General features: G+C 72.2%; 17 protein-coding genes. 11 read left to right on the forward strand and 6 right to left on the reverse strand.

Going from position 1 to position 19,849, the window contains the following annotated elements; genetic code table 11:
* Positions 1–73: 73 nt before the first annotated feature.
* Positions 74–148, reverse strand: coding sequence for a 50S ribosomal protein bL37 (locus ACWIE7_RS03010; protein ID WP_370452405.1), 75 nt, complete (start codon positions 146–148; stop codon positions 74–76).
* A 107-nt stretch (positions 149–255) separates the two neighbouring features.
* Between ACWIE7_RS03010 and ACWIE7_RS03015 the strand changes: the two genes are divergently transcribed.
* A complete protein-coding gene (locus ACWIE7_RS03015; protein ID WP_230930270.1) occupies positions 256–471 on the forward strand; it encodes a biotin/lipoyl-binding carrier protein in 216 nt (71 codons plus the stop codon).
* A 124-nt stretch (positions 472–595) separates the two neighbouring features.
* Here ACWIE7_RS03015 and ACWIE7_RS03020 read toward each other — a convergent pair whose 3' ends face one another.
* Positions 596–844, reverse strand: coding sequence for a WhiB family transcriptional regulator (locus tag ACWIE7_RS03020; protein ID WP_452099240.1), 249 nt, complete (start codon positions 842–844; stop codon positions 596–598).
* Between the two features lie 390 nt (positions 845–1,234).
* On the opposite strand from ACWIE7_RS03020, the gene ACWIE7_RS03025 reads away from it, so the two are divergent.
* Positions 1,235–1,696: a hypothetical protein gene (locus ACWIE7_RS03025; protein WP_454058763.1), complete on the forward strand. Its 462-nt coding sequence runs from the start codon at positions 1,235–1,237 to the stop codon at positions 1,694–1,696.
* Positions 1,697–1,719: 23 nt separating this feature from the next.
* On the opposite strand, the gene ACWIE7_RS03030 is transcribed toward ACWIE7_RS03025, so the two are convergent.
* Together ACWIE7_RS03030 and ACWIE7_RS03035 are read right to left on the reverse strand one after the other, a co-directional pair.
* Complete coding sequence (locus ACWIE7_RS03030) at positions 1,720–2,970, reverse strand: Rv3212 family protein (RefSeq protein WP_452099242.1); 1,251 nt, start codon at positions 2,968–2,970, stop codon at positions 1,720–1,722.
* Positions 2,971–3,122: 152 nt separating this feature from the next.
* Positions 3,123–4,709, reverse strand: coding sequence for a DEAD/DEAH box helicase (locus ACWIE7_RS03035; protein WP_454068555.1), 1,587 nt, complete (start codon positions 4,707–4,709; stop codon positions 3,123–3,125).
* A 287-nt stretch (positions 4,710–4,996) separates the two neighbouring features.
* On the opposite strand from ACWIE7_RS03035, the gene ACWIE7_RS03040 reads away from it, so the two are divergent.
* Entirely contained in the window at positions 4,997–5,224 is a 228-nt protein-coding gene (locus ACWIE7_RS03040; protein ID WP_230930274.1) for a DUF3107 domain-containing protein, read from the forward strand.
* Positions 5,225–5,286: 62 nt separating this feature from the next.
* On the opposite strand, the gene ACWIE7_RS03045 is transcribed toward ACWIE7_RS03040, so the two are convergent.
* Positions 5,287–5,940 (reverse strand): TetR/AcrR family transcriptional regulator, encoded by a 654-nt coding sequence (locus tag ACWIE7_RS03045; protein WP_344996432.1) that lies wholly within the window; start codon positions 5,938–5,940, stop codon positions 5,287–5,289.
* Positions 5,941–6,089: 149 nt separating this feature from the next.
* On the opposite strand from ACWIE7_RS03045, the gene ACWIE7_RS03050 reads away from it, so the two are divergent.
* The 8 genes from ACWIE7_RS03050 to nudC all read left to right on the forward strand — a co-directional run bounded on the left by ACWIE7_RS03050 (position 6,090) and on the right by nudC (position 19,489).
* Entirely contained in the window at positions 6,090–7,109 is a 1,020-nt protein-coding gene (locus ACWIE7_RS03050) for a DUF3152 domain-containing protein (RefSeq protein WP_452099244.1), read from the forward strand.
* A gap of 51 nt (positions 7,110–7,160) precedes the next feature.
* The gene (locus ACWIE7_RS03055) at positions 7,161–8,396 is read left to right on the forward strand and encodes a ThiF family adenylyltransferase (RefSeq protein WP_454068556.1); all 1,236 of its coding nucleotides are present in this window, start codon (positions 7,161–7,163) and stop codon (positions 8,394–8,396) included.
* Positions 8,397–8,422: 26 nt separating this feature from the next.
* Positions 8,423–9,310, forward strand: coding sequence for a TIGR02569 family protein (locus ACWIE7_RS03060; protein ID WP_452099246.1), 888 nt, complete (start codon positions 8,423–8,425; stop codon positions 9,308–9,310).
* A complete protein-coding gene (locus ACWIE7_RS03065) occupies positions 9,310–10,539 on the forward strand; it encodes an MFS transporter (protein WP_452099247.1) in 1,230 nt (409 codons plus the stop codon). Before ACWIE7_RS03060 ends, ACWIE7_RS03065 begins: the two co-directional genes overlap by 1 nt.
* Positions 10,540–10,639: 100 nt before the next feature.
* Positions 10,640–13,957 (forward strand): PD-(D/E)XK nuclease family protein, encoded by a 3,318-nt coding sequence (locus tag ACWIE7_RS03070; RefSeq protein WP_454068557.1) that lies wholly within the window; start codon positions 10,640–10,642, stop codon positions 13,955–13,957.
* Complete coding sequence (locus ACWIE7_RS03075; RefSeq protein ID WP_454068558.1) at positions 13,954–17,274, forward strand: ATP-dependent DNA helicase; 3,321 nt, start codon at positions 13,954–13,956, stop codon at positions 17,272–17,274. Before ACWIE7_RS03070 ends, ACWIE7_RS03075 begins: the two co-directional genes overlap by 4 nt.
* A gap of 149 nt (positions 17,275–17,423) precedes the next feature.
* On the forward strand, positions 17,424–18,503 hold the full coding sequence (locus ACWIE7_RS03080) for a potassium channel family protein (RefSeq protein WP_454068559.1): 1,080 nt from the start codon (positions 17,424–17,426) through the stop codon (positions 18,501–18,503).
* Positions 18,504–18,562: 59 nt separating this feature from the next.
* Positions 18,563–19,489 carry an NAD(+) diphosphatase gene (gene nudC / locus ACWIE7_RS03085; RefSeq protein WP_454068560.1) on the forward strand — a complete coding sequence of 309 codons (927 nt, stop codon included), beginning with the start codon at positions 18,563–18,565 and terminating at the stop codon, positions 19,487–19,489.
* Positions 19,490–19,500: 11 nt separating this feature from the next.
* Here nudC and ACWIE7_RS03090 read toward each other — a convergent pair whose 3' ends face one another.
* Entirely contained in the window at positions 19,501–19,779 is a 279-nt protein-coding gene (locus ACWIE7_RS03090; protein ID WP_230930284.1) for a mycoredoxin, read from the reverse strand.
* Between the last annotated feature and the right edge of the window lie 70 nt (positions 19,780–19,849).

The raw sequence follows: 19,849 nt of genomic DNA on the forward strand, positions 1-19,849 counted from the left end.
TACGCCACCGAGCACCTGGCGCGGCTCCTGGAGCTGGAGCGTGCCCGCCCCTCATGCGGTCAGTAGTCCGAACTCAGCTGTTGGGACGCTTGCCGTGGTTGGCGTTCTTCTTGCGGCGATCCCGCCTCTTGCGGCCACGCTTGCTCATGGTCAGCTCCTTTCGTTCTGTGCGTCCAAGTCTCCCACGTCCGGGCCCGTGTGGTTGCATTGGAGTTGTCCGGGGGCCGTCGTGGAAGAAGCAGAGGAAGCAATCTTATGGCTGAACAGGTCCGTGCCGAGATGGTCGCAGGCGTCATGGAGGTCGTCGCGGCCGTCGGTGCCGAGGTGTCCGAAGGCGACACGATCGTCCTTCTCGAGTCGATGAAGATGGAGATCCCCGTGCTGTGTGAGACCTCCGGCACCGTGACCGAGGTGGCCGTGGCCCCGGGTGATGTCATCCAGGCCGGCGACCTCATCGCCGTGATCGACTGACCCGGTCGGTGGTCTGCCGCCGGGCCGCGTGCGCGTGTCAGCGGGCCCGGTGACCGGAGACGACTGAAGGCCGGTTCCCCTTCCCGGAGGAGGAGAACCGGCCTTCGGTGGTTGTGTCTGTGGATCAGACGGTGGTGCGGGTGCGGGCGCGGCGACGCTTGAGCGCGCGACGCTCGTCCTCGCTCATGCCACCCCAGACGCCGGCGTCCTGGCCGGACTCGAGGGCCCAGGCGAGGCACTCCGCGGTCACGGGGCAGCGGTTGCAGACGATCTTCGCCTCGGCGATCTGGGCGAGGGCGGGACCGGAATTGCCGACGGGGAAGAACAGCTCGGGATCCTCGTCGCGGCAGATGGCCTTATGGCGCCAATCCATGGGGAACTCCTTGTTGTGTGAGACCGTGGTCGGATGCGCCGGGCAGCACGAAACCACCGTCGTCGCCGCGCAGACCGGTACGATCTACGGGTAGACGAGCGTGATGTCGACACCCGGCGGGGTGGTGGGGATGTACCCGCTCCGCGGGCTCACTCCGTTTCGGAGAGGCTCCCGGTTAAGGCAAGGCAAACACGGTGTGTCTGCGCTGTTACGAATGATCGTCCCACGATTTGCGGACAAGTCAACCCTCTTCGGCAGCGATGTGGTAAAGGTCACGCGGTTTGTCAAATCGTTCAGAAAGCGCACCACAGAGCACGTAATCGGTGTTACGGATCGCACTCCACCCGGCCGATACGACCTCCCCGAACCGCGGCGGCTTAGTCTTGGGTGGTGAACACCAGGCGACCTGATAACCACGGCCAACCGGCCGATCCGCGAACCGCGATCCCGACCCCGGTCCGACTCGCCGGCTGGATCTCCTCGGCCCAGGGGCTCATCGGGCTGGTGACGGCGCTCGCGTTGATCGTGCGTGCGATCGGCGGCCACCGCGAGGAGACCGTGGTGATCAGTGGCTACGCGACCGCCGGGTGGTTCGTGATCCTCGGGGGCGGTCTCATGGCCGCCGGGATCGGCCTCCTGACAGGTCGTCGCTGGGGCCGCGGCCTGGTGCTGATCGCCGAGCTGCTGATCCTGGTCGCGGTGGGGTCGAGCGTCTTCGGAGCCACCGGGTCGGCGATCTTCGGCGAGGTGGGACTCGTCCTGTATGCCGGTGCCATCGTCCTGGCGGTGTCGTGTGCGGTCGCGCTGGCGTCCTTGCTGCGGCGCGAGGCCGTCGAGTGGTACGCGGCCTGATCCCGGAGCCGTGTGGGCAGCCCTCAGGCGTGCATCTTGTAGGCGTGGATCTCGCCCGAGCGGCGCTCGTAGAGGATGTCGCCGATCTGTGACAGGCCGGTGATGTCGGCCTCGTCGTCGTCGTCGTTTTGGAGGGCCGCGCCGGCCCCGTGGTCATCACCACCGTCGTCACCGCCGTCGTCGGCGGGCGAGGGGTCCAGCCGCCGGATGTCCACCCCGGAGCCGTGGTCGACGGTCATGAACCCGCCCGCCCGCGGGACCAGCACCCAGTCGCGCGCGGTGCGATCCCCGGGGTCCGGCGACCACCCGCCCGTCAGACCGGGCCCCGTGGTCTCGAGCGCCGTCCACACGTACGCGCCGGTGTCGAGGTCGAAGGCGTGCGTGGCGGCGCCGTCGAACCACCGGAGCTGCTTGTCGTCGCCCGCCAGCGCGGACGGGGAGGGCAGACGCCGCGGCTCGCCGGGGAGGGCCAACACGGGGGAGTAGTCCGTCGGTGAGGTGAACCATTCGACCGCCCAGTCGTCGCCGCGGCGTGTCAGCCCCAGCGCACCGTCGTCGGTCGTGCCGAGCACCCACAGCTCGTCCGCCCCGGTCACATCGGAGGCGATGTCCTCCGGCTTCCGGTTGTCCTCCGGCACTGTCTTGGACAGCGTCAGGCGCGCCGAATCGTCATCGGGGCAGCGCTCCGCCACGACGAAGCGTTGGTCGGTGAGGGCGGCCGAGCCGAGAGTGCATCCGCTACGGGGCTGCATGCCCGCCTCCTGCGGCGCGTCCACGGCCCCGTACTCGATCGTGCGGACCAGGTCGTCACGCCAGATCTCCAGGCGTTCGGGGCTCATCGCGAGCGCGTGTCGCCAGGTGCTGGTCAGCTCCATGGTGTCCGGGAAGGCGCTCTGGCGGGTGCCGGCGTAGTGTTGGGTTGTCGGGTCCAGTGAGGTGACGTCGCTGCAGCCGGCCGCCCCGTCGAAGGCCGCGACGAGCACGTCAGAGTAGAAGGTGGCCGCGCAGAAATGGCCGACGTGTGAGTAGGACCAGCGCTGCTCGCCCGAGCCGGCGTCGCGGCCCACGAGGGTGCCGTCGGGGCTGACGGTGACGAGGTTGCCCTTGGTGGTGAGCGGGGCGCCCGTGCCCGCGGAGCCGTGGGACCAGAGCGGCTCGAGGGTGGACGGGATCGCGGTGGCCGGACCGTAAACGGGTTGCTCGGTGTCGGCGGGGGCGAATTCGGACCGGGCCGCCGAGCCGTTGACCAGGATGAGGCCGGCGGTCACCGCCATGACGAGCGCGATGGTCCCCGCGGTGACGAGGTCACGCCGAGTCCGCCTCTCGGAGGGGACGCGGCGTCGCGCCGCGGGGGTGGGATCGTCCGGGGCGTCGGGGCCGTCCGCGTCAGCGCGGTCCGATCCCGACCCCGGGGGTGGTGCGGAGCTCAGCCCTGGCTCGCCTGGTCGCCGGCGCCACCCTGACCGCCGGAGGAGGGACGACGACGCCGCCGACGCCGCCGCGGGGAGCTTACCTCACCGGACGAGGCGGCGGGGTCCGATGAGTCGGGCCCCGCCCCCGAGTCGCCGGCGGGGGCGGAGTCGTGGTCCCGGGTCCGGCCCTGGCGGCCGTTCTCGCCGGAGGGCCCTCCCCGGGTACGCCGGCGGCGCGGCCGCGACCCGGAGTCGCCGCCCGCGTCGCCGCCGGCGGTGCCACGCTGGTTCTGGTCGTCGCGGCGACGGCCGGAGCCGGTGCCCGTCGGCGCGCCGATGCGGCCACCCGCGCTCTCCGGGATGCCGAGGTCGGCGCGCAGGTGCGCCGAGGTGGAGTAGGTCTCGGCGGGCTCGCCGAAGTCCAGCCCGAGCGCCTTGTCGATCAGGCCCCAGCGGGGCAGGTCGTCCCAGTCGACGAGGGTGATCGCGACGCCCTTGCGGCCGGCGCGACCGGTCCGGCCGATCCGGTGGACGTAGGTCTTCTCGTCCTCCGGGCACTGGTAGTTGATGACGTGCGTGACGTCATCCACGTCAATGCCGCGGGCCGCGACGTCGGTGGCCACGAGCACGTCCACGTCACCCGAGCGGAACGCCTTGAGCGACTTCTCGCGGGCGCCCTGGCCGAGATCGCCGTGGATGGCGCCGACCTTGAAACCGCGCTCCGCCAGATCGTCGGCGAGCTTCTGGGCGGTGCGCTTGGTGCGGCAGAAGATCATGGTGGCGCCGCGGCCGTCGGCCTGCAGGATGCGGGCAACCACCTCGGGCTTGTCCATCGAGTGGGCGCGGTACACGTGCTGCGTGGTGTTCTCGTGCGTGGCGCCCGAGTCCGCCGCCTCGGCCCGGATGTGCGTGGGCTTGGTGAGGAACGTGCGGGCCAGCGTGATGATCGGCCCCGGCATGGTGGCGGAGAACAGCATGGTCTGACGCTTCTCGGGCACCGAGCGCAGGATCTTCTCGATGTCCGGCAGGAAGCCGAGGTCGAGCATCTCGTCGGCCTCGTCGAGCACCAGGACCTCGACCTTGCCCAGGACGAGCTTGGACTGGTTGGCCAGGTCGAGCAGGCGGCCGGGGGTTCCCACCACCACGTCGACGCCCTTGTCCAGGGCCTCGATCTGCTGCTCGTACGGGGTGCCGCCGTAGATCGAGAGCACCTTGAGCGGGCGGGTGCCCGAGTCGGTGGGGGCGGTCAGGCCGGTGGCGGCGATCTTGAGGTCCTGCGTGACCTGGATGCACAGCTCGCGGGTGGGGACGATCACCAGCGCGCGGGGCGTCCCGTCGAGTGGGCGGGTGACCTCACCGGTGGAGATGCGGTGCAGGAGCGGGACGCCGAAGCCGTAGGTCTTGCCCATGCCGGTGCGGGCCTGACCGATGAGATCGGAGCCCCCGAGCGCCAGCGGGAGGGTGAGTTCCTGGATGGCGAAGGTGTGTGTGATCCCGCGCTCGCCGAGCGCGGTGACGATTTCCTCCCGGACGCCGAGCTCGGCGAAGCTGGGGGAGGAGTCGGTGGACGGGGCGTCGACGACGGCGGTCGTCGTGGCCATGCCGTCGACCTCGGTGGTGGTGACATCTGTGGTGGACAGGGCGGTGCCTTTCTCGTCTCGCGCGCTTGGAGTGAGTCGGGCCGAACAGGTCGGCCTCGCGAGCGGGGCGCGCACATTTCCACGGGGATCAGACGGTCGCGGGCGCCTGTACGGCCCGGACCCGGGTGTGATCCACGTCCACACATCCTATCCCGTCCCGCCGCCGAACCCCGGGATCGGGCTAGCCTTGACCGCGAGTATCACCGAGGACGGCGTGGCATGCGCCGACGATGAGAAGGGCAGGCACCGTGGAGGTCAAGATCGGCATCGCCGACAGCAATCGTGAGCTCGTGTTCAAGACCGGGATGACGCCCGAGGACGTGCATAGCCGCGTCGAGGCCGCCCTCACCGCCGAGGCCAAGGCCGTCCTCGAGCTCGAGGACGAGAAGGGTCGCCGCTACCTGGTGTCCACCGATCGCGTGGCGTACGTCGAGATCGGCGAGTCGGCCAGGCGTCCCGTGGGCTTCCTGTCCTGACGGGACGGGGAGCGTCGGCGTGAGCGACGCCGGTACCTCCGGTGTGCGGTTCGCCCGGGCCCTCAGGGGCCCGGGCGTTCGCCGTTCTGCCGCGGGATCTTGGACAACCCGCCCCAGCAGAGGGCGACGGTCATGGCCACCGCATCCGCGCGGGGGATGGGCCGCCCGGCGTCCAGCCAGTGCCCTGCGCTGACGCGGCTCGCGCCGACCAGGCCCACTGCCAGCAGCCGCGAGCGGTGCGCGTCGAGACCGGAGTCTCCCCGCACGAGGTCGTGGACGGCGTCGGTGCAGCCCTCGGTGGCCCGGTCCAGTTCCCGGCGCACGGTCTCGTCGCCCGGTTCGGAGGCGAACACGAGCCGGAATCCGCGGGTGTCGGTGTCGGCATAGGCGAAGAACGTGTCGACCGCCGCCTCGACGCGGCGGCGGTTGTCGGAGGTCGAGTCGAGCGCCGCGCGGATCCTGGCGAGCAACTGGTCGACATGATGTCGCAGGACCTCGAGATACAGGTCCCGTTTGGAGTCGAAGTGCTGGTAGAGAACCGGCTTGGAGACCCCGGCCAGGACCGCGATGTCGTCCATCCCGGCGGCGTGGAAACCCTGGTCCACGAACACCACGCCAGCGGTGTCGATGAGCTGGCGTCGGCGGGCGCTGCGGGGGAGCCGGGCCGCCCTGGCGCGCGCCGTTCCCGTGGGAAACGGTCCGTCCGGGCTGGTCATCTGGTGGCTCCTACTCCGCCCGGTCGGAAGTCGACAGGCGTCCGGGCCAGACGGACAATACCCGCATCGGCAGTGTGCCGGATGAGGCGGTCGTCGGGCGTGTGGGATCGTGGAGGCCTTGAATCGAACGGGACGCGAGGGGTGAACGGATGAGCGACGGGCGTCGCCCGGGTACGGGTGAGGGGATCTCTGATCCCGGGGCGCGCGGAACCGACCGTGCGCCGTACTACCCGCCGCACGGGGAGCCGCTGCGTGCGCCCTGGGATCCGGAGGAGTCCACCCCGGGTCGCCGTCGTTCCGTTCCGGGCTCCCGGGACCACCTGCGCCGCCAGTCCGCGCTGGGGCGGTTCCTGTCCACCTGGGGCTGGCGCGCCTACGCCATCCCGGTCCTGGTGGTGCTCACCGCGCTCGTGATCGCCGACGCCGTGGTGTCCTCGCGCCCGTCGGACGACGGGACCCCGGCCGCGACCGAGGAGAGCACCGAGATCATCGGCGTGCCCCTGCCCGGCGAGATCCCGCCGAGCGGCGACCTTCCCGAGGGGGGCCCGTTCGTCGACGCCGGCACCGGCGAGTTCCGGATCATGCCGGGCGGAACCGACGTGGTGGGGCGCCCCACCGCGGAGCTGTTCTCCTACACGGTCGAGGTCGAGAACGGCATCGACACCGTGGAGTTCGGCGGCGACGACTCGGTGGCGCGGATGGTCGACGCCACCCTGGCCAACCCCAAGAGCTGGACGGCGGACGGGGCGGTGGCGTTCCAGCGGGTCTCGGACGCCGAGCCGTCGTTCCGGGTCACACTCGCCAGCCCCATGACGGTCCGCGAGAGCTGCGGGTACGACATCGAGCTCGAGTCCAGCTGCTACAACTCGACCACCGGTCGCGTGTACCTCAACCTCGCCCGCTGGGTGCGGGGCGCACGTTCCTTCCAGGGCGACATCGGTTCGTATCGGCAGTACCTGGTCAACCACGAGGTCGGGCACGCGATCGGGTTCCCGGCGCACGAGCCGTGCCCGGCGGACGGCGCCCTGGCGCCGGTGATGATGCAGCAGACGTTCGGTGTGAACAACGGCGAGATCCACCGTCTGGATCCGGAGGGCGTGGTGCCGGACAACGACGACACCTGCCGCTACAACGCCTGGCCCTTCCCGGATGGAGCCCCGGCCGCGTGATGTCGATCGTGGCAGGCTTCAGTACCGGACCGGACGAGCAGAGGTGGAGCGATGAATGCCGCAAGTGGGATCACGGGCGAAGCCGCTGAGCAGGGGCTGCCGCCGTTGGTGGAGCCGGTCGCCGAGCTCAGCGCGGACGAGCGGGCGCTGTACTCGCGCCACCTGCTGTTGGGCGCGATCGGTGACGAGGGGCAGCGCCGCCTGCGCGGCGCCTCGGTGTTCGTGGTTGGTGCGGGAGGCCTGGGCGCTCCGGTGCTGTTGTACCTCGCCGCCGCGGGCGTCGGGAGGATCACGGTGGTCGACGACGACGAGGTCGATCTCGGCAACCTCCACCGGCAGGTGATCCACTCCGTGGCGGCCGTGGGGCAGCCCAAGGTCGAGTCGGCCCGGGAGCGGCTGGCCGGGCTGGCGCCCGGGGTCCGCGTCGATGCCCTGCACACCCGTCTCGACGCGTTGAACATCATGGCGCTGCTGGAGGGCCACCACCTGGTCGTGGACGGCAGCGACAACTTCGCGACCCGGTACCTCGTCTCGGATGCCTGCGAGATCGCGGGGATCCCGTTGATCTGGGGGACCATCGATCGCTTCCGCGCGCAGCTGGCGGTGTTCTGGTCGCGTCCGCCGGCGCCCGCCGCACCGGTGTCGCTGCGTGATCTCTACCCCTCGCCGCCGCCGCCCGGCTCGGTACCCAGTTGTGCGGAGGCCGGGGTCATCGGTGCGCTGCCCGGGACGGTGGGGTCGATGATGGCGATGGAGGCCGTCAAACTCATCACCGGCGCCGGTCGCCCGCTGCTGGGCCGCCTGGTGCTGCTGGACCTGCTCGAGGCCACCAACCGCACGGTGACGATCCGGCCGGATCCCTCGCGGGAGCCGGTGACCGAGCTGCCCGACGGCTCCGCTGACGCCTCGTGTGAGGTGCGGTCGTCGGAGCTCGCCGAGGTCCCGACCGTGACGGCCGTCGACCTCGGGTCCGAGCTGGGCGGCCGACCCGGAGCGGTGGCCCCGGTCCTGGTCGACGTGCGGGGGGCCGGCGAACGCTCGATCGCGCGGATCGACCCCTCGGTGTGGGTGCCGCTCGACACGGTGGCCGAGGACGCGGTCGACCCGACCGGGGTGCTCGGCCGGGCCGCCGCGCAGGGACCGCTGGTCATCTACTGCAAGTCGGGGATGCGGTCCGCGCGCGCCGCGGCCACGCTGGCGGCCGCGGGGTTCGCGGGGGTCCGGTCCCTCGAGGGCGGTATCGACGCGTGGACGCGCGACGTCGACCCGTCCCTGCCCGGGTATTGACGGAGGAGGTGGGTACCGTGGTCGACGTGAACGACGAGAGCCTGCCCGCGCACGTACGGGGCGCATTCGGTGCGACGGACGGCAGCGCCGTCCCCGTCGTGGCCGGATCGGGGACCGGCTGGCTCGTCTCGGCGCCGGGCGGACCGGTGGTGTTGCGTCCGGTCGCGGACACCGCGCTGGCCAACTGGGCGGCCCGTGTTCGCGAGAACCTCGAGGTGACCGGCCTGCGCGTGGCGCTGCCGGTGCGCTCGACCGACGGGCGGCACGTCGTCAGCGGGTGGCGCGCGGACCGGGCGGTCTCCGGTCGTCCGGAGGCCCGGGCCGATGAGACCATCGCGTGGTCGGTCCGCATCAACGCCGCGCTGAGCGAGGTCGAACGCCCCCGGATGGTGCGTCGTCCGTCGACCAGGCCGTGGGTCGAGACCGACTTGTTCGGTTTCGCCGAGGCCGCGGCGTGGGACGGCGACCCGGAGCGGGATCTCGCCCCCGGCATGGAGGACCGCGGCACACCGTTCGCCACTCATCGTGCGGCCGCCCTGCTCGGGGCCAAGGGGCTCATCCGGCACCGCCGACCCGTCGAGGTGGCCACCCCCGGGCTGGTGCACGGGGACCTCGCCCGCGGGCTGCTGTTCGACGCCTCCGCGGAGCCCGCACTGACCGACGTCGTGCCGTACGCCCGGCCCGCCTCGTGGTCCGCCGCGCTCGTCGCGGTGGACCACCTGTCATGGGGGACCGTCGACTCCGGCGTGCTCCTGCGGTGGGGTCACCTCGAGGAGTGGCCGCAGATGGTGCTGCGGGCGGCGGTGTTCCGGCTGGCGGTGCACGCGCTGCACCCGGGCTCGCGACCGGCGGCCATGGACGGCCTGCAGGCGATGGCCCGTCAGGTCGGCGAGTTCGTCGGTGACGCCGCCTGATGCCCACTGATCCGCGTCGAGCGAACAGTCGGTCCCGCGCGGTGGCCGTCCCGGTCGTGGCCCTGGTCGGGGTCGTCCTCGTCTCACTCAACCTCCGCACCGCCGTCACCTCCCTGAGCCCGCTTCTCGGGGTGATCGACGCCGAGATCGGTCTCGGCGCCGCTGGCATGGGCCTGCTCGGGATGATCCCCACCGCGATGTTCGCGGTCTGGGGTGTGCTCACCCCGGTGGCCCTCCGTCGCATGGGCCTCGAGGCCATGACCGTTCTCGCCATGGCCGCGGCCGCCATCGGTCAGCTGGTGCGTGCGGTCGCCCACGATCCCTGGGTGATGGGCGCCGGGTCGATCATCGCCCTGGCCGGCATGGGGATCGGCAACGTGGTGGCCCCGCCCCTGGTCAAGAAGTACTTCCCGCGGCACGTGGCCGCCGTGAGCATGGCCTACATCACCGGCCTGCAGCTCGGGACCGTCGTGCCCGCACTCGTGGCGGTGCCGGTGGAGGAGGCCGCCGGTTGGCGGGTCTCGATCGGGTGGTGGGCGGTCCTCGCCGTCGTCGCCGCGATCCCCTGGATGATCGAGATCCTGCGGCCCGGAACGCCCACCGGCGGTCCTACGGCGTCCGCCGCCGGCTCCACCGGGCAGCCGCAGCGGATCCGTCCGTGGCGCTCGCCGGTCGGCGTGGCCCTGGCTCTGTTCTTCGGCACCAACTCGTTGAGCACGTACGCGTTCTTCACCTGGCTTCCCGCGGTGGCCGAATCCATCGGGATGTCGCGTGCCGAGGGGGGTCTCGCGCTGGCCGTGTACTCGGCCATCGGCCTCGTAGCCGCGTTGGTCGTGCCCTGGGTGGCGGGTCGCTTCGAGGATCCGTACGCCGTCGTCGTCGTCTCCGTCGTGGCCTACCTGGCCGGCTTCGCCGGCCTGCTCTGGGCGCCCGGCGTCGCGCCGTGGCTGTGGATCTGCCTGCTCGGCGTGGGCCCCAGCACCTTCCCGCTGTGCCTGACGCTCATCAACCTGCGCACCCGTACCCAGGCCGGCTCGGCGGCGCTGTCCGGCTTCTCCCAGGGCGTCGGCTACACCGCCGCGTGCCTGGGCCCGATCGTGTTCGGGATGTTGCTCGACGGCCCCGGCCTCGCCGCGGGACTCGGATTCCTCACGGCCGTGCTGGCCGTCATGACCGTGGTCGCGCGCACCGCCTGCCGCCCGGTCATGCTCGAGGACACGCTGCGCTGACCCGCCGTCGTGCGCGGCGGGGCCGGGACCGCGGGGCAGGGGTCGGGGGTCACGGACGTGGGGCGAGGGGGATGTCGTAGGCGTGTGGTCTCATCGAGCCGTGACAGAGACCGCCTCCACCGCCCCTGACGCGCCCACTGCTTCTGACGCGCCCGGCGCCCTCGACCGGTCGAGTCCTGCCGTGGGCGGAGAGCGCTCGTGGCCAGCGGAGGTGGCGGAGCTCGTCGGCCGCGACTGGTCGGTTCCGAGGGGGCGGCAGGAGCGTTGGGTCGTGCGCGGCGGGCCGGGGAGCGGCAAGACCTCGCTGATCGTCGACATGCTGCGTGAGGCGGTCCTCGCAGGCGTGGGGTTGGACGGCGTGCTCGTCCTCGCCGGTTCCGCGCGTGCGGCGTCCGACCTGCTCGACGAGACCACCCGCGGGCTGCCGCCGGGGCTCGTCGTGGGAACGGACACCCCGGTTCGCACGGTGCACTCGCTCGCCCACGCGGTCGTGCGCCTGGCCGCGGCGCGGGTGGACGCCCCGCCGCCGCGGCTGCGCACGGGCGCGGAGCACGACGCGGTGATCCGCGAGACCCTGCTCGGGGAGCTGGCGGACGGTGCGCCGCACTGGCCCGAACAGATCCGCCCGGCGCTGTCCACGGTCGGGTTCGCGCGCGAACTCCGCGACCTGCTGCTGCGCTCGCTGGAGCGCGGGATCGGGCCGCGTGAGCTGGCCCGGCTGGGCAGGAGCGCGGGCCGGCCCACGTGGGTCGCCGCGGCCGGGTTCTTCCGTCGGCACGAGGAACAGATGGCGCTGCGCTCCGGCGTGCGCGGGGGCGAGTCCGACGTGCCTGAAGCGCTCAACGCCGCCGAACTGGTGGGTGCCGCGCTGGACGCCCTGACCGCGGACCCGGACCTGCGTGATCTGTTCCGTTCCCGCCGCCTCGTGGCGGTCGACGACGCGCACCACCTCGATCCGCTGGCCGCCGAGTTCGTGGCAACCATCGGCGGTGGGGCGGACGTGCTGGTGGTGGCCGAGGACGGGGACCAGTCGGTCTTCCGCTTCCGCGGCGCGGACGGCGGCCTGGCCCGGGCCGTGATCGACCAGGGCGGCCACGCGGTCGATCTCGCCGTCGGGCATCGGATGCAGCCCGAGGTGGCCGCGGTCGCCGCGCGGGTCGCCTCCCGGCTCCCCGGCTCGGCCCGGCACCGGCCGCGGGAGCACGGGGTCGGGCCTGGCAGGGCCGTCGGTTCGTCCGGAGCGGCCGGGCGGGGCGGGGCCGTGCAGGTCGCGGTCGCGGGGTCGGCGGCGGCGGAGGCCGCACTGGTCGCGGACTTCCTGCGTCGTCGGCACGTCCTGGACGGGGTGGACTACTCGGAGATGGCGGTCGTGACCCGCTCCCTGCCGCGGGTGGCCGATGCGCTGCTCGCCTCCCTGGACGCCGCCGGGGTGCCGGTCGTGGACGCGGGGGCCGAGCTCCCGCCCGCGCACGACCCGGTGGTCGCGGCGCTGCTGCTGCTCCTGCGCTCGGTCGCGGAGGGGGACGAGTTCACCGACGAGGAGCGGATCCTCACCCTGCTCGCGGGACCGATCGGCCGGGCGGATGCCGTGGCGATGCGGCGCCTGCGGCGCGGGATCCGTCGTTCGGGCATCGGCGGGGCGGAGCCGAGCGCCACGACGCTGCGGCGGCTGGTTCTCGCGGACGGGGACGAGACACCCCCGGGACTGACCGTGGTGGAACTCGCGCCGATCACGCGGATCCGGCACGCACGCGCCGCGGTGACCGAGCGGCTGCGCGCGGGCGGAAGCGCGGAGGAGGTGCTCTGGGAGGCCTGGTCGTCGGCACGTCTGGAACGCCGCCTCGTCCGCCAGGCGCTCGCCGCCGACGCGTGGTCCCGGTCCGCGGACCGCTCGCTCGACGCGGTCGTGTCGCTGTTCGATCACGCAGCGGACTTCGTCGATCGGGTGCCCGGCGGTTCCGTCCTGCTCTTCTGCGACATCGTCTCGGGCGCCGATCTGCCCGCGCCCCGCCGCGCCGACACCCGGGGCCGGGCCGGTGCGGTCAGCATCCTGTCGGCCCACGCCGCCGTCGGCAGGCAGTGGCGGTCGGTCGCGGTGTGCGGCGTCCAGGACGGGGTGTGGCCCGCCCCCCGCCGTCGCTCCGGCCTGCTCGGGGTCGACGAGTTGGTGGACCTCACCGAGCTCGCGGGCGGCGGGCCCCTGCCCTCGGAGGCCGAGCGTGCGGTGTCCTCCTCGGCCGCGAGGTCGGCCGAGGAACGCCGGTTGTTCTACGTGGCGTGCTCGCGCGCCCGCGACCACCTCCTGGTGACCGCCGTGGAATCTCCGGACGAGGGGGACGTGGCGCCGTCCCGGTTCGTCGACGAGATCGCCGACCTGGCCACCGCGGGGCACCCGTCCGGCCAACTCGGGCCGCTGCCGGGCCCCGCCCGGCACGCACCGACGGTGTTCACCCTCCCGCACCTGGTGGTCGACCTCAGGGCGGCCCTGCTCGACCCGGCCACCGATCCCGCCGACGCCACGCATGCCGCGGGACTGCTCGCGGGCCTGCGGGATGCGGGGGTGGCCGAGGCAGACCCGGGGGCCTGGTTCGGCGCCGCCGAGTCCTCCACCAGCACCCCGGCGTTCCCGGCCGCGGAGGGTGAGTCCCTCGCGGTGCTGTCCCCCTCAGGCTTCGGAACGCTCGAGGAGTGCCCGTTGCGCTGGTTCCTGCAGAAGATCAAGGGCGACTCCACCGACTCGGGCTCCGCGGCGGCGCTCGTGCGCGGCTCCGCCGTCCACGCCCTCACCCAGGCCGTCGAGGGCGGGGTCCCCGAGGACGCCATCCGTGCGGTGGTGCGGCGACGGGCGGAGGCACTCACGCTCGCACGCGGCTGGTTCGCGGAACGCGGAGCCGAGGAGATGGCCCAGATGGCCGAGACGTTCCGCCGCTGGCGTGGCGCCACCCGCGGCGAGTACACGACCGCCGGGGTGGAGGAGCCGTTCCAGTTCGACGTTCCCGGTGACGTCCGGGTCCGTGGACGGATCGACAGACTCGAGGCAACCGAGGCGGGACAGGTCGTCCCGGTCGACATCAAGACCGGCCGAAGCGCTGTCACCAAGGCCGAGGCGGCAGCCCATCCGCAGTTGGCGCTCTACCAACTCGCCGTCGCGCGCGGCGCGGTCGCCTCCGCCGGCGATCGCGAACCGGGCGGGGGGCTCCTGCTGTACCTCGCCGGGCGTGAGGACAAGCTGCCCACCGACCGGGTCCAGGACCCGCTGGGCCCCGAGTCCGCCGCCGCCCTGGACGAGCGGGTCGTCGAAGCCGGACGTTCCACCGTCGGGCCGGAGTACACCGCCCGGGTCGGCTCATGGTGTGACCACTGCGACGTGAAATCGAGCTGCCCCGCGCTACCCCAGGGAGAGCAGGTCACCGGATGAGCGCCCGCATCAGCCCCGCCGCGATCGCCGACGCCCTCGGCATCCACCGGCCGACGCCGGAACAGGCCGAGGTGATCGCCGGCCCCACCGAGCCCACGCTGGTACTCGCGGGAGCCGGAGCCGGCAAGACCGAGACCATGGCCGCCCGGGTGGTGTGGCTCGTGGCCAACGGTTACGCCAGACCCGGGGAGATCCTGGGCCTGACCTTCACCCGCAAGGCGGCGCAACAGTTGTCGAGGCGGATTCGTCGACGCCTCGAGGCGCTCGCGAGGAGCCAGCTGTGCGCGGGGCCCGGAGCGGATCCGGCGATCGCCGAGGCCATTCGTACCGAGGACCCGCAGATCTCGACTTATCACGCCTTCGCCGGGACGCTCCTCGGTTCCTACGGACTGCTGGTGCCGGTCGAGCCGGACTCCCGGCTGCTCACCCCGACGGCCGCGTTCCAGCTGGCCCATGACGTGGTCTCGCGGTGGGAGAGCCCGCTGACCACCGGCTCCGGCTCGGCGAAGATCACCCGTGATGTGCTCGCCCTCGCGGGCCAGCTGTCCGACCACCTGGTGACGACCGACGATCTGCGCGCCCACCCGGACCTGGTCACGACCCTCATCGCCACGCTCCCGCCCGGGCCGCGGCAGAAGGACACCCCGACGGCCTGGCTGAGTGGCTGCGCCGACGTGCAGGGCCACCGCGACGAGCTCGCCGACCTCGTGGATGCCGTCGCGGCGCGCATGCGCTCGGAGTCGGCGCTGGACCACGCCTCACAGATGGCGTTGGCCGCCACCGTCGCGCGGGACCATCCGGAGGTGGGACTCGCCGAGCGGCGGGCGTTCCGGGTCGTGCTGCTGGACGAGTACCAGGACACCGGGCACTCCCAGAGAGTCCTGCTGTCCTCGCTCTTCGGGGAGGGGGCGGATCCGGTGCCGGCGGTGACGGCCGTCGGTGACCCCATGCAGTCCATCTACGGATGGCGGGGCGCGTCGGCTTCCAATCTCGACAGGTTCCGCGAGGATTTCCCCCTGCCCGACGGCAGCGGGTCGCACCTGCGGGAGCTGACCACCTCGTGGCGGAACCCGCCTGAGGTCCTCGAGTTGGCGAACCGGATCACCGAACCGCTACGCGGACGCCCCGGCTCGATCCCCGTGCCGGAGCTCAAAGCCAGGCCGGGCGCCGAGCCGGCCGACCTGCTGGTGGCGGTACACGACACCGTCGACGACGAACGCGCGTGGCTCGCCGACCAGATCGCGGCGCGCTACCGGGCCGCGGTCGACGCCGGGCGGGTACCCACCGCGGCTGTGCTGGTGCGGCGCAACGGCGACTCGGCCGCGATCGCCGACGCCCTCGAGGACCGCGACATCCCCGCCGAGGTGGTGGGCGTGGGCGGACTGCTCGACATCCCCGAGGTCGCGGATGTGGTGGCACTTCTCACCGTGGTCGCGCGGCCCGGAGCCGGGGCCGCGCTGCTGCGACTGCTTAGCGGATCCAGGTTCGCCCTCGGCGCCACCGACCTCGCGGCCCTCGCGCGCCGCGCCTCGCTTCTGTCCCTGCGCCGTTCCGCGCCTGCGACAGGTGTCGTGACGGACCTGCGCGCGCTCGAGGAGATCCTCGACGACATCGCGCGCGGCGAGGAGATCGACACCGCCGGACTGGCCGATGCCCTGGCAGACCCGGGCCCGGAGAAGGACTACAGCGCTGCGGGCGCCGCCCGCATCGACGAACTCGCCGGGATCGTCTCCGCGCTACGCTCGCGCGCGTCCGCACCACCGGCCCGACTCGCCGCCGCAGCCGAGAAGGCCCTCGGTCTCGACGCCGAGGTGCGGTTGCGTCAGCGGACGGGTGGAGGAGACGCCAGAGAACAGCTCGACCAACTGCAGGAGATCGCGGCCGGATTCCGGCCCGAGAGCGGAACAGGCCTCGACGCGTTCCTCGCGTACCTCGATCTCGCTCGCAGTGTCGACGGAGGGCTCGCCCGCGGCGAGGTGGTGGCGGCTCCCGGACGCGTTCAGATCCTCACCGTCCACTCGGCCAAGGGGCTCGAGTGGGAGATCGTCGGGGTGCCCCACCTGTCCACCGGGATCTTCCCCTCCGGCCAGGCGCCCGAGACGTCGCTCCGGACCGCGACGCAGCTTCCCGAACAGCTTCGCGGGGACAGGGAATCGGAGGAGAACCCGGGCGGGGTCCCGGTGCCACGACTCGACGACGTCACCGACCGCAAGCTCCTGGAGACCGCGCTGGGCGGCCACATCGACCGCGTCAGGCGGCGTTCGCTCGATGAGGACCGGCGTCTGTACTACGTGGCGGTCACCCGGGCCGAGCAGACACTCCTGCTGTCCGGGTCGCACTGGGTCGGCGCAGCAGCCGCGCCCCGCGGGCCGTCGGAGTTCCTCGACGAGGCTCTGGGGGCGTGTCGCGGTGACCGGCCGGTGGGTGTGATCGACCACGTCGTCGTCGCCCCCAGCCCCACCAACCCCGCCACCTCGCGGAGGATCGAGGCGACCTGGCCCCGGGAGGTGGCTCCGAACCTCCTGGCCACGGCCCGGGCAGTCGACGCCGCGGCGCCGGTGGACCCGGAATCACAGGACCCGCCCGACGCCGGGCCGGCGCGCCGCTGGCACCTCGAGGCCGCGCCGCTGTTGGCCGACGCCCGGCGCGCCGCCGAAATGCGCGACCAGGTGATCCTGCCCCGGCGCCTCACCGCGGGGGAGGTCGTCGCCATGGCGGCGAACCCCGAGGCGTTCGCCGACCGCCTACGCCGACCCGTGCCGTTCCGACCCGACCGCTTCGCACGCCGGGGGACCCGCTTCCACGCCTGGCTCGAGCACCGGTTCGGTGCCACCCATCTGCTCGACGTCGACGACCTGCCCGGGGCGGGCGACCAGGGGGCCGACGACGGGCTGTCCGAGGCGGACTTCACCGCACTCCAGGAGGCCTTCGAGAGATCGCGATGGGCCCGGAAGACGCCGCACGTGGTGGAGGTGCCGTTCGAGGTCGGTCTCGGTGAACACCTGCTGCGGGGTCGGATGGACGCGGTGTTCGCCGACGGTGACGGGTGGGTCGTCGTGGACTGGAAGACCGGGCGGGTCCCCGCTGAGGCCGACATGCCCGCCATCGCCCTGCAGCTGGCGGTCTATCGGTTCGCGTGGGCGCAGATCCTCTCCGGGAGGCAGGGGCGCGAGGTGCCTCTGGAGAAAGTGCGCGCCGCGTTCCACTATGTGCGGCCGGGCCGGACCATCGAGCCCGCCGACCTGCCGGGCGCCGACGAACTCCTGCGGTTGCTGTCCGACGGTCCGCGCCGCGCGCCGGGGGTGGGGCAGCGATAGGGCGGGGGCCGGCTCTCCGGAGGTCGACGTGCGGTGCCGCTTCGCGACGGGGCCGACCCGGTTATTGTCCGGGGGCGAGCCATAGGAAACGATTGTCCGTCTAGAGTGAGGCGTCTCGGAAAGAGACCGTCGTGGAAACGGAGTAGCCGATGGTGAGGAAGCGCGGTCTCGCGTCGCGGTTCCGTGACAACGACCCGATTGATGAGAGTCCTGACCACATCCTTGTCGGTGTGGTGAGCATCCCCGAGAACACGGAAAGCCCTTGGCGGCTCATCGGCAAGCGGATCCTCATCGCCGTTCTCGCACTGCTGTTGGCGGCCGTGGTCGTCTACCTCGATCGTGACGGGTACGACGGCGGCGGGGGAGCCGACGGCCACCTCACGGTCATCGACTCGATCTATTACGCGACGGTCTCCCTGTCCACCACCGGCTACGGTGACATCACCCCGATCACCCAGCAGGCGCGGCTCATCAACACGGTGATCATCACCCCGCTGCGCCTGGTCTTCCTCATCCTGCTCGTCGGTACGACACTGTCCGTGCTCACCGAACAATCCCGACAGGCATTCAAGATCCAGCGCTGGAGGAGTCTCGTGCGCAATCACACCGTCGTCGTCGGCTACGGCACCAAGGGCCGTTCATCTGTGGCCGCCATGCTCGCCGATGAGATCTCGCCGGAGGACATCGTCGTCGTCGACACCGACCCCCAGGCGCTCAAGGCCGCGGCCGCCCGCGGGCTCGTCACCGTCCAGGGCTCGGCGACCCGATCGGACATCCTCAAACTCGCTGGTGTCAGCCGGGCGGCGGCCGTCGTGGTGGCCACCAACACGGACGACACCGCGGTGCTGGTCACCCTCACCGCCCGCGAGCTCGCACCGAACGCCAAGATCGTCGCGACCGTCCGCGAATCCGACAACAAGCACCTGCTCAAACAGTCCGGCGCGGACTCCGTGGTGGTCTCCGCCGAGACCGCCGGACGACTCCTGGGCCTGGCCACCATCACCCCGACCGTCGTGGGGATGATGGAGGACCTGCTGACCCCCGACGAGGGCTTCTCCATCGCGGAACGCCGCGTCGAGGAGGCGGAGATCGGCGGCTCACCGCGACATCTGGCCGAGCTCGTCCTGGGGGTCGTGCGCAAGGGGCAGCTCATCAAGGTCAACGAGCCGGAGGCCGACGCGCTGGAGTCCGGGGACAGGCTGCTCTACATCCGGATGGTCTCCGGCTGACGCCGGTCGCGGACTAGGCTCGTCGCAGCCCCTCGACCCGTGATAAGGACTCATCTGCGATGCCACTGGACTTCATGCTCGACTCCGACCCGGTGCTGTCCGTGGCCGCTCCCGAACGGGCCGCGAACCTCCGACAGAACGCCGAAGCGCTGGCCGGCGGCTGGGTTGACGCGCGGGTGATGCGCATCGACCAGCGCAACCGGTTCGCGGTCGAACCCGCCGGAGAGGGCCGGCAACGCATCCTGCTCGAACCGGCGATGCTGTTCGCCGAGGCGCTTCCCGACGATGCGGTCTTTCTCGGCTCCACCGATGAGGGACGCCACATCTGGGCGGTCAACGCCGAGGACCTGCCCGACGACCCGGCGGTGACGAACCTCCGTCGATGCGGAGCCGACCTGATCGAGGGGCACGGATCGCTGGCCTCACAGGCCGTCGCGGTCCTCGGCTGGCACCGCGACAACGTCCGCGGGCGCGAACCTCAGCACCATCCGAAGCGGGTCGACGCGGGGTGGGCGATCGAAGACGCCTTCCACGGCGGCCCCGAATACCCGAGGACCGACCCAGCCGTGATCTGTCTCGTCCACGACGGGGGCCGGCAGGTCCTGCTCGCGCGGCAACCGATCTGGCCGGCCGGGATGTACTCGCACGTCGCCGGGTTCGTCGAGGCGGGCGAGTCACTCGAGGGCTGCGTGCGCCGCGAGGTCGCCGAAGAGGTGGGCGTGGCGGTGGACAGGGCCCGCTACCTCGGCAGCCAGCCGTGGCCGTTCCCGCGCTCGCTCATGGTGGGCTTCCAGGCCCTGGCGGACCCGGCTGCGCCGATCGCCCTCGAGGACGAGGAGATCAGCGAGGCCAGGTGGTTCGACGTGGATGAGGTGCGCGCGGCGCTGGACGGCCACGGGCAGTTGATGGTGGCGCCGCCGGTCTCCATCGCGCACGTGATGCTGCGCTCCTGGGTCGCGGCGGTCGATCGCGACGGCGGCGCCTGACCGCTCCTCGATCAGGCTCCGGCGAGCTCGGCGAGCTTGGCCCGCACCTGCGAGGCCGGGGGGTTGGTGGCGGTGGTGCCGTCCGAGTACAGGGCGGTCGGTACGACCCGGTTTCCGTCGTTGACGCTCTCGACGAACGCGGCGGCCTCGGCGTCGGACTCCACGTCGATCTCCGCGTAGCCGATCTCCTTCTCGTCCAGCAGCTTCTTCAACCGCGTGCAGAAGGGGCACCACGTGGTGGTGAACAGGGTCAACGGTCCGGTGGTCTCGGGTGTCGTCACTTCGCTCATGTGCGGATCCAACGCCCGCGCCCCGGCGAATCATCCCCGGGGGAGGCCGGGGGCGTGATGTCGGACGGGG

Source organism: Dietzia sp. NPDC055343 (genome assembly GCF_053645265.1).